Consider the following 1,101-nt stretch of genomic DNA (forward strand, 5'->3'; position numbering starts at 1 on the left):
GTTGGTGCCGATCTGCGCGATCAGGTCGCTTTCGCTGGCAGCCTGCTGACGACCGCTCAGCACAACTTGCGTGGACGCGGGACCGCAATCCCAATACTGTTCCTGCGGGGTGATCGAATGGTCGTAGTCGAGAACAAGTTCGGACACTGTTGGCTGCTCCTGGTCGTCGTCTAGGTACGCGGAAATCTCTGCTTCGGACGGCATGTTGGACGTGATGGATTCGATGTAGTGCTCCTGCGAAGGCTGGGCGTTGCCCTGCCAGTCGCTGGGGGAGCCGACCTGCCCCACCACCACGGCCATCCACTTGGCCTGGTCGTAGTCGGAGCCACCCTCGGGGAACGGACCGGCGACAGGAAGCCGATACTGAAGCTGGTCGGCCAGCGCCTTCACGTGACTGTCGAGGTCGGTGCCGATGCCAGGGAGTTGGTAGTCCACGAACCCCAAAGTGGGGTTACCTGAGGGGTTATCGCCTTCCGCTACGGCGAACCCGAGCAGCATCCGCCACATGCTCTGCACGATGCCGTACTTCCGGAATTCCTCGAGGAGTTCGGTGTTGATCATTGGCCGTTACCGCCGGAACAGTTTGTTGACGCCGTTGCTGATCCGCAACGTCAGGTCACCGTCATTGGGGGTAAGCGGCAGGTCGGCGCCTTCGTCGTGGTAGCTGATCAGGTCCGACGTGGCGGGGTCGCCGGTGTTGCGGAACACCGCGGCGGCAGCGCATTCGGTGGGCGGATCAGTTGCCGGCACATTCTCGAACACCGGGTCGTCGCAATCCACCGCGCCAGCCGTCGACGACTTGCCGCCCACCGCAGCGGAAACCGCGACGCGGGCGTCTTCGGGGATGTCCGACAGGAACTCATCACCAGCCGAATCCGCTGTGTACTTGGTGATGTCGAGAAGTACGAAGCAGAGATTTCCGCGTACCTAGACGACGACCAGGAGCAGCCAACAGTGTCCGAACTTGTTCTCGACTACGACCATTCGATCACCCCGCAGGAACAGTATTGGGATTGCGGTCCCGCGTCCACGCAAGTTGTGCTGAGCGGTCGTCAGCAGGCTGCCAGCGAAAGCGACCTGATCGCGCAGATCGGCACCAAC

The 1,101-nt window shown here is 62.0% G+C and carries 2 protein-coding genes; both read right to left on the bottom strand.

Annotation, left to right across the window (positions count from 1 at the left end; all coding sequences use genetic code 11):
• Nucleotides 1-561: hypothetical protein (locus tag A5622_RS02395; protein ID WP_197507930.1), on the bottom strand; the 561-nt coding region annotated here is incomplete at its 3' end.
• Between the two features lie 6 nt (nucleotides 562-567).
• Nucleotides 568-780, bottom strand: a complete 213-nt coding sequence (locus A5622_RS02400) for a hypothetical protein (protein ID WP_082994513.1) — start codon at nucleotides 778-780, stop codon at nucleotides 568-570.
• Between the last annotated feature and the right edge of the window lie 321 nt (nucleotides 781-1,101).

The sequence above is a fragment of the Mycobacterium sp. 1245801.1 genome, assembly GCF_001673055.1.
Lineage (GTDB): Bacteria > Actinomycetota > Actinomycetes > Mycobacteriales > Mycobacteriaceae > Mycobacterium > Mycobacterium europaeum_A.